8 protein-coding genes and 1 pseudogene are annotated in these 7,739 nt (G+C 63.1%); 5 read left to right on the top strand and 4 right to left on the bottom strand.

The features are described from left to right. Positions 1 to 96 precede the first annotated feature (96 nt). Positions 97 to 726, bottom strand: a complete 630-nt coding sequence (gene upp / locus EN749_RS25590) for a uracil phosphoribosyltransferase (protein WP_127266929.1) — start codon at positions 724 to 726, stop codon at positions 97 to 99. 145 nt (positions 727 to 871) lie between these two features. Next, entirely contained in the window at positions 872 to 1,846 is a 975-nt protein-coding gene (locus EN749_RS25585; RefSeq protein ID WP_127266930.1) for an adenosine deaminase, read from the bottom strand. Positions 1,847 to 1,980: 134 nt separating this feature from the next. Here EN749_RS25585 and ubiE point away from each other — a divergent pair, with 134 nt between their 5' ends. The 5 genes from ubiE to coaBC all read left to right on the top strand — a co-directional run bounded on the left by ubiE (position 1,981) and on the right by coaBC (position 6,596). Then, positions 1,981 to 2,757 (top strand): bifunctional demethylmenaquinone methyltransferase/2-methoxy-6-polyprenyl-1,4-benzoquinol methylase UbiE, encoded by a 777-nt coding sequence (ubiE, locus tag EN749_RS25580; RefSeq protein WP_127266931.1) that lies wholly within the window; start codon positions 1,981 to 1,983, stop codon positions 2,755 to 2,757. Between the two features lie 70 nt (positions 2,758 to 2,827). Further along, a complete protein-coding gene (gene ubiB, locus EN749_RS25575) occupies positions 2,828 to 4,393 on the top strand; it encodes a 2-polyprenylphenol 6-hydroxylase (protein WP_128364207.1) in 1,566 nt (521 codons plus the stop codon). 286 nt (positions 4,394 to 4,679) lie between these two features. Beyond that, on the top strand, positions 4,680 to 4,934 hold the full coding sequence (locus EN749_RS25565; protein ID WP_127270486.1) for a hypothetical protein: 255 nt from the start codon (positions 4,680 to 4,682) through the stop codon (positions 4,932 to 4,934). 2 nt (positions 4,935 to 4,936) lie between these two features. Then, positions 4,937 to 5,338, top strand: coding sequence for a type II toxin-antitoxin system VapC family toxin (locus EN749_RS25560; protein WP_127270488.1), 402 nt, complete (start codon positions 4,937 to 4,939; stop codon positions 5,336 to 5,338). Positions 5,339 to 5,363: 25 nt separating this feature from the next. Further along, the gene (gene coaBC, locus EN749_RS25555; RefSeq protein ID WP_127396963.1) at positions 5,364 to 6,596 is read left to right on the top strand and encodes a bifunctional phosphopantothenoylcysteine decarboxylase/phosphopantothenate--cysteine ligase CoaBC; all 1,233 of its coding nucleotides are present in this window, start codon (positions 5,364 to 5,366) and stop codon (positions 6,594 to 6,596) included. An 87-nt stretch (positions 6,597 to 6,683) separates the two neighbouring features. Here the strand turns inward: coaBC and EN749_RS25550 are convergent, their stop codons facing one another. Then, positions 6,684 to 7,262: an invasion associated locus B family protein gene (locus tag EN749_RS25550; protein WP_127379941.1), complete on the bottom strand. Its 579-nt coding sequence runs from the start codon at positions 7,260 to 7,262 to the stop codon at positions 6,684 to 6,686. Between the two features lie 35 nt (positions 7,263 to 7,297). Then, positions 7,298 to 7,739 (bottom strand): annotated as a pseudogene (locus tag EN749_RS25545) (autotransporter outer membrane beta-barrel domain-containing protein); the annotation flags it as partial.

The following is a 7,739-nucleotide window of genomic DNA, read 5'->3' as shown; positions in this document are numbered from 1 at the left end:
CGTTAGACCCGGATGGTGTTTGCCGCTTTAACGCGCGTCAAAACCGCGCCTTTGCGTAAACGTTTGGTAAATCGCACCAGGTGACTTTGCCTGGTATTACTTGGTCCCGTACATGCGGTCGCCGGCGTCGCCGAGGCCGGGCATGATGTAGCCCTTCTCGTTGAGTTGGCGGTCGATCGAAGCGGTGAAGACGGGAACGTCCGGATGCGCCTTGAGAAAGCGTTCGATGCCTTCGGGCGCCGCCAGCAGGCAAAGGAAACGGATGTTGGTGGCGCCGCGCTCTTTCAGCTTGTCGATCGCCGCGATCGCCGAATTGGCGGTGGCCAGCATCGGATCGACGACGATCACCAGCCGGTCGGCGAGATCGCTCGGCGCCTTGAAGAAATATTCGACCGCTTCCAGCGTTTCGTGATCGCGGTAGAGACCGACATGGGCGACGCGGGCCGCCGGAACCAGGTCGAGCAGGCCTTCCAGCAAGCCGTTGCCGGCGCGCAGCACGGAGGCAAAGACCAGCTTCTTGCCCTCAAGCGTCGGCGCTTCCATGGTTTCCATCGGCGTCTCGATGGTCGTCGTCGTCAGTTCGAGGTTGCGGGTGACCTCGTAGCCTAGCAGCAGCGAGATTTCGCGCAGCAGCCGGCGAAAGCCGGCCGTCGAGGTTTCCTTCTTGCGCATGATGGTCAGCTTGTGCTGGACAAGCGGGTGGTCGACGACGGTGACGCCCTGCATGGTGTTCTCCTGATGCCTGCGCCCGAAAATGCGCGCATGGCCCTTTCGGACGCGCCGCGCTTCAAGCTGCCTGAGCGAACCCTAGCGGCAATGCGCCGGCCAAGGAACCGCTGGCCCGCACCGACCACAGCTTTGTCGGCGGAAATCAGCGTGCCGCGCTGTTCAACCGGGCAAGAAGCGCGGTCTTCGTCTTTCTATCGACAAAAGCGGCTTCGATGGCGGTGCGGGTGACGGCGGCCAGCGCCTTTTCGTTCATCGAGAAATGCTCGGCGGCAATGTCGTATTCCCGCTTCAGCGAGGTCCAGAAATAGGGCGGATCGTCGGAATTGAGCGTCACCTTGCAGCCGGCCGCCTGCAGGGCCGGAAATGGATGATCGGCGAAACTGTCGAACACTTTGAGCGCGATGTTGGAACCGGGGCAGCATTCCAGCACGACGCCCTCGTCGGCGATGCGCCGGACGAGGTCCGGGTTCTCGATGGCGCGCACGCCATGGCCGATGCGGGACGGACGGATATGATCGAGCGCCGCCTGGACCGTCTCCCAGCCCGTCAATTCGCCGGCATGGATGGTGATGCCGAGCCCGGCCTCGCGGGCGATCTCGAAAGCCCTGACATAGTCCTCCATATCGCCGATGCGCTCATCGCCGGCGACACCGAAACCGGTGACCAGCGGATGCCCGCAGCGCGCCGCGAAGCGCGCCGCCTGCTCGATCGACTCGACGCCGACATGGCGCACGCCGGTGACGATCATGCGGCCCTCGATGCCGGTCTTGGCCTTGGCGCGGGCCATGCCTTCGCCGAGCGCATCGGTATAGGCCTTGGGCGACAGGCCGGCCTTTTTCGCGTGGTCCGGCGAGGTGAACACCTCGGAATAGATGGCGCCGTCGCGAGCGAGACTGGTCAGATAATGGTCGGCCAGCCGCGCATAGTCCTCCTCGGTCCGGAACAGATCGGCGGAAAAATCATAAGCCGCCAGGAAGGAGGTGAAATCATGCCAGACGAAGGAACCGTTCTGGATATAGGGCGAGGTGTCCTTGCCGTATTTCTGCGCCTGGCGGATGACGAGTTCGGGCGCCGCTGCCCCTTCGATGTGGCAGTGCAGTTCCGCTTTCAAAGGCATTCAACCATCCCGTCGATCCGTCCAGGTCTCGAAAACCCGCCACCTGGAAGCGCGGCTGAACACCGCGCCTTAAACAATAGCGCCCGCACCATCGATCGGCTATGGTCCCGCCGGTTTTATGACGGATCAAAAAAATGTCAGTTGAGAGAACCACGGCCGCGGGCGGCATGGAAACCTCCTATGGTTTCAAGCGTGTCGGGGCTGGAGACAAGCAGTCCCTGGTCAACGATGTTTTCCACAAGGTCGCCAACCGCTACGACCTGATGAACGATCTGATGTCGGCCGGCCTGCACCGGCTGTGGAAGGACGCCATGGTCACCTGGCTCAATCCTCCCAAAAGGATCGGCTGGCGCGTGCTGGACGTTGCCGGCGGCACCGGCGACATCGCCTTCCGCATCGTCGATGCCAGCCACGGCAATGCCCATGCCACCGTGCTCGACATCAATGGCTCGATGCTGGCCGTCGGCCGCGACCGGGCCGAAAAGAAGGGCCTGTCCGGCAACACCGATTTCGTCGAGGCCAATGCCGAGGAACTGCCCTTTGCCGATGCCACATTCGACGCTTACACCATCGCTTTCGGCATCCGCAACGTGCCGCGCATCGAGGTGGCCTTGGGCGAAGCGTTTCGCGTGCTGAAGCCCGGCGGGCGCTTCCTGTGCCTGGAGTTTTCCGAGGTCGAGATGCCGCTTCTCGACAAGGCCTACGAAGCCTGGTCGTTCAACGCCATTCCAAAGATCGGCAAGATGGTCACTGGCGACGGCGAACCCTATTCCTATCTGGTCGAATCGATCGCCAGGTTTCCCAATCAGCAGAATTTCGCGACGATGATTTCCCGCGCCGGCTTCGACCGCGTTTCCTTCCGCAACTACTCCGGCGGTATTGCAGCGCTTCATTCGGGCTGGAAGCTTTGAAGCCGGACCGCATTTCTCACAATCTACACGTGCTATGCCGGTTCAAAGAGCCGGCAGGATTGGCGCTGCCATGAGCAATGTCAGTGCAGGATTCCGGCTCGTAAGGGCCGGCTGGGTGCTGGTCCGCGAGGGTGTCGTCGCCGCTCTGCCGGGTGAGGAACTGTCCGGCCTGCCGAAGTTCGGATGGCGGATGGCGCGGCTGTTCACCCGCCGCCGCGCGCTGGCCTATGAGCGCAGCGACCGGCTGGCCAAGGCGGTCGTCCGGCTCGGTCCATCTTATGTAAAGCTCGGCCAGTTCCTGGCGACACGGCCCGACGTCGTCGGCAACGACATGGCGCTCGATCTCGCCACGTTGCAGGATAAGATGCACACCTTCCCCCGGGCCGAGGCCATCGAGGCGATCGAGGCTTCGCTCGGGCGCAAGATCGGCGATCTCTATACGCAATTCGGCGACCCGGTCGCCGCCGCCTCCATCGCCCAGGTCCATGCCGCCGACGCTGTCCATGACGGCATTGCCACCAAGGTGGCGGTCAAGGTGATCCGGCCCGGCGTGCGCCGCCGTTTCTTCCAGGATCTCGAAAGCTATTTCCTCGCCGCTCGCCTGCAGGAGAAATACATCCCCTCGTCCCGCCGGCTGCGGCCGGTCGAGGTCACCCAGACGCTGGCGCAGACCACCAAGATCGAGATGGATCTTCGCCTCGAGGCGGCGGCTCTCTCGGAACTCGGCGAAAGCACCAGGGACGACCCCGGCTTTCGCGTGCCGTCCGTCGACTGGGAGCGCACCGGCCGCGACGTCTTGACCATGGAGTGGGTCGACGGCGTCAAGATGAACGACATTGCCGGCCTGGAAGCCGCCGGCCACGATTTGAAGGCGATCGCAGCCAACCTCATCCAGTCGTTCCTGCGCCACACCCTGCGCGACGGCTTCTTCCATGCCGACATGCATCCGGGCAATTTGTTCGTCGAGGCAAACGGCACCATCGTTGCCGTCGATCTCGGCATTGCCGGCAGGCTCGGCAAGAAGGAGCGCCGCTTCCTCGCCGAAATTCTCTACGGCTTCATCACGCGCGACTATCTGCGTGTCGCCGAGGTCCATTTCGAGGCCGGCTATGTGCCGCGCCAGCACAATGTCGCAGCCTTCGCGCAGGCGATCCGGGCGATCGGGGAGCCGATCCATGGCCAGCCGGCCGAGACCATCTCGATGGCCAAGCTTCTGACGCTGCTGTTCGAGGTCACCGAACTCTTCGACATGGCGACGCGGCCCGAATTGATCCTGTTGCAGAAGACCATGGTGGTGGTCGAGGGCGTGGCGCGCACGCTCGACCCGGCCTTCAACATGTGGAAGACGGCCGAGCCGGTGGTCGGCGACTGGATATCAGGCAATCTTGGGCCGCGTGGCATGATGATCGATGTGCGAGACGGCGCCAGGGCGCTGCTCACGCTGGCCCGTCAGGTGCCCGAGCTTGCGGCGCGCACCGACCGGCTGTCGCGCGAGATCGACCTGATGGCCGAGCACGGCCTGCGCTTCGACGAGACCACCGCCGACGCCATCGGCAAGGCCGAGGCGCGCTACAGCCGCTGGGCACTCTGGGTGATTGCGTTGACGCTGGTTTATATCGCCTGGAAGTTGATCTGAGTGCAGGCAATGACAGCAATGCTGTCATTGCAGTCGGAAATCGAGATCGCTATATTCTACGTAGGAGTGTGCATATGGCGAGGATTACCGTCCGCAATCTGGAAGACCATGTCATGCGGCGGCTACGCGAGCGCGGCGCCGCGCGGGGCGTTTCCATGGAGCAGGAAGCGCGGGACGTGCTCGCCGCATCCGTTGGGCTGCCGACCACAAAAGGGTTCGACCGAACGGGTTTGGCATCTGGGGAAAAACCCAAGGATCAATCAATCGCAAGAATGCAGGAATAGCCATGGGCACCCTAACGATCCGCAATCTCGACGAGGATTTGAAGCAAAGGCTGCGCGAGCAGGCCGCCAGACATGGCGTGTCAATGGAGCAGGAGGCAAGAACCCTGTTGTTGAAGGATGTAGCGGCAGTCAACAAGCACGACGACGATGTCGTCACGGCAGAGGAAATCCTCGAATTCGGTCGACGATTGCGAAAAGTGGACTTCGACCAGAAAAAACTAACGGATGAGCTCTGGTCCTTCATCGAGGAGGACTGACTGTGGTGATCGACACCTCCGCGATTTTGGCCATCCTCAAGCAGGAGCCTGATGCACCGGTGATAGCCCAGCGCCTCGCCGGAAATCAGCTGATGTTTATGAGCGCCGCGACCCTGATGGAATGTGGCACGGTCGTCGTCGGACGTTATGGGGCGGCCGGCACAGCTGAGTTGAGAGGCCTTCTAGAAAGACTGAAAGTCACGATCGTCGCTCTCACTGCCGAACATGCACAGGCCGGCATTGAAGCCTATGCCCTCTATGGCCGCGGCACTGGCCATCCCGCCAAACTCAACATGGGCGACTGTTTTTCCTACGCTCTCGCCAGGACGCGAAACCTGCCGCTGCTTTTCAAGGGCAATGATTTCATCCATACCGATATCGAACCGGCGCTGAAGCCGGCATGACACTCGATAAGAACTGGTCTTGGGCATGAGCCTCTCCGGCAAGCGCATCCTGCTCATCATCGGCGGCGGCATCGCCGCCTACAAGGCGCTCGATCTCATCCGCCGGCTGCGCGAGCGCGGGGCCGCGGTTCGGGTGGTCATGACATCGGCCGCGCAGGAATTCATCACCACGCTGTCGGCCGGCGCGCTCTCCGCCGACCATGTCTTTACCGAACTGTTCGACCGCCAGGACGAGCACGATGTCGGCCACATCAGGCTGTCGCGAGAGACCGATCTGCTGGTGGTGGCGCCCGCCACCGCCGACCTGATGGCCAAGCTCGCCAATGGCCACGCCAACGATCTGGCCTCCACGGTGCTCATCGCCACCGACAAGCCGGTGCTGATGGCGCCGGCCATGAACCCCAGAATGTGGGCGCATCCGGCCACCCGCCGCAACCGCGCGACGCTGCAGAAAGACCGCGTCACCTTCGTCGGTCCGGCCAGGGGCGAGATGGCCGAAAGCAATGAAGCCGGCGAAGGCCGCATGGCCGAGCCGCTGGAGATCGTCGCCGCGATCGAGGCACTGCTCGACGTCGGCCCGAAGCCGCTGTCGGGGCGCAGGATCATCGTCACCTCCGGCCCCACGCATGAGCCCATCGACCCGGTGCGCTACATCGCCAACCGTTCGTCCGGCAAGCAGGGCCATGCCATAGCGGCAGCACTGGCCAGGCTCGGCGCCGATGTGCACCTCGTCTCCGGTCCTGTCGGCATTGCCGATCCGGCTGGCGTGAAGACCATCCATGTCGAACGTGCGCGAGAGATGCGCGACGCGGTGGAACAGCTCCTGCCCGCAGACGCGGCGGTGTTCGTCGCCGCCGTTGCCGACTGGCGAACCGAGAATTCAGCCGGTGAGAAGACCAAAAAGGTCGCCGGCGAAGGGCCGCCGGTGCTGCGCATGGTCGAAAATCCCGACATTCTCGCCGGCGTCGGCCATCACAGCCAGCGACCCGGCCTGGTTATCGGCTTCGCCGCCGAGACGCAGGATCTCCTGCGCAACGCCGAGGCCAAACTCAAGAAAAAAGGCGCCGATCTCATCGTCGCCAACGACGTGTCGCAGGGAAGCGGCGTCGGTTCTTCGGGCGTGATGGGCGGCGATCGCAACCGGGTGCGGATCGTGTCAAAGGCTGGCGTCGAGGAATGGCCGGAGATGAGCAAGGACGATGTGGCGGCGCGGCTCGCCGCCTTGATCGCCGAAAGGCTTAAAACCATCATCGTTTGAACCGACGCAGAGACGTTCTGAGGCAGTGACGCACTGCCCTGCCGCGAGACGACATTCAGGCAGCGCTTTAAGTCCTGCGGCTCTACATCAATTGGTCAAAAGCTGCGCGGTCCGGGCAAGCGCGCCGGCGAAGCCGTTGAGCGGAATGGAAAAGTTCACCGCTTGTCCGGTATCTGCCGCGAAAGCGTCGATCTTCAGTGTGGTGCCTGATTTCAGCAGCGGCGTGACAGTCGCATCGAACACCACCGGCACCAGACAGCCGACGACCTGGCAGGTGTTGAACGCCAGGCTGCCGTCCAGCTTCTGATCGTCGATGGTCAGGCTGACCCCCTTGGCCAGCGCCAGGCCGAACGGCAACGCAAGCGTGCCCGTGGCATCCTCGCCGGTCTTGCTCGACAGCTCGATCGCCAGCAGCCGCTGATTGCTTTGCTTGTTGAATTGCTGATGCGACAGGCTGCAGGTCTTGGCCGTGCCCGATATCTGGCAATTGACCGTCCAGTCGCCGTGGGTTTCAGACAGTGCCGACGCGCCGCCGGGCAACTGCGGCGCATCCGCGGCAGCGGGTGCCGCGACCGCCTTGTCGCTCTTGGTTTGCGCCGCCACGGCCGCCACGCCGACGGTGCAGGCAACACCCAGCATCGCCACGAAATACGCGTACTTCCTCATCAAGATCCCTCCCGCCCGGCTCCGCCTCGGACCAGCTAGAAACTGACCTTGAGAGACGCGCTGATCGCGTTCTGTTTAACCGTTTCGCCGAAGGCGCCATTATATCTGACGGACATGCCGACGCCATTGACGCCGTTCAGCTCAAGGCCGGCGCCGACCCGATAGAGCGGCGAATCGACGGCCTCCGTCAAGTGCAATGCGGGGTTGCCAGGCAGATTCTCCGCCGCCGCGAAGCGACCTTCGATTTCCCACTCCTTGTCGGAAAACTCCACGCCAGCCTTGCCGTAGACGCGAAGGCTGGCAATGTCGCTGAGTGCAATGTCGGTACCGATCTCGAAAGCCGGCGTCGCCGAATAATACATGTTGGCGCTGCCGTCGAAGTTGAAGGCGGCAACCGAGCCCACTTCCTTGCCGGAAACACGCAGCCAGCGCGCGTCGAACTGCAGGGTCGGCTGCAGGTAGAAAACACCCATCTCC

This window comes from Mesorhizobium sp. M7A.F.Ca.ET.027.02.1.1, assembly GCF_004022985.1.
Lineage (GTDB): Bacteria > Pseudomonadota > Alphaproteobacteria > Rhizobiales > Rhizobiaceae > Mesorhizobium.
This window is presented reverse-complemented; position numbering and strand designations above follow the sequence as displayed.

Bases quoted from the DNA above. Each gene is read 5' to 3' on its own strand.
- EN749_RS25565 (WP_127270486.1), top strand. From the start codon at position 4,680: ATGGGCACCCTAACGATCCGCAATCTCGACGAGGATTTGAAGCAAAGG.
- EN749_RS25585 (WP_127266930.1), bottom strand. From the start codon at position 1,846: ATGCCTTTGAAAGCGGAACTGCACTGCCACATCGAAGGGGCAGCGGCG.
- ubiB (WP_128364207.1), top strand. From the start codon at position 2,828: ATGAGCAATGTCAGTGCAGGATTCCGGCTCGTAAGGGCCGGCTGGGTG.
- EN749_RS25550 (WP_127379941.1), bottom strand. From the start codon at position 7,262: ATGAGGAAGTACGCGTATTTCGTGGCGATGCTGGGTGTTGCCTGCACC.
- ubiE (WP_127266931.1), top strand. From the start codon at position 1,981: ATGTCAGTTGAGAGAACCACGGCCGCGGGCGGCATGGAAACCTCCTAT.
- upp (WP_127266929.1), bottom strand. From the start codon at position 726: ATGCAGGGCGTCACCGTCGTCGACCACCCGCTTGTCCAGCACAAGCTG.
- coaBC (WP_127396963.1), top strand. From the start codon at position 5,364: ATGAGCCTCTCCGGCAAGCGCATCCTGCTCATCATCGGCGGCGGCATC.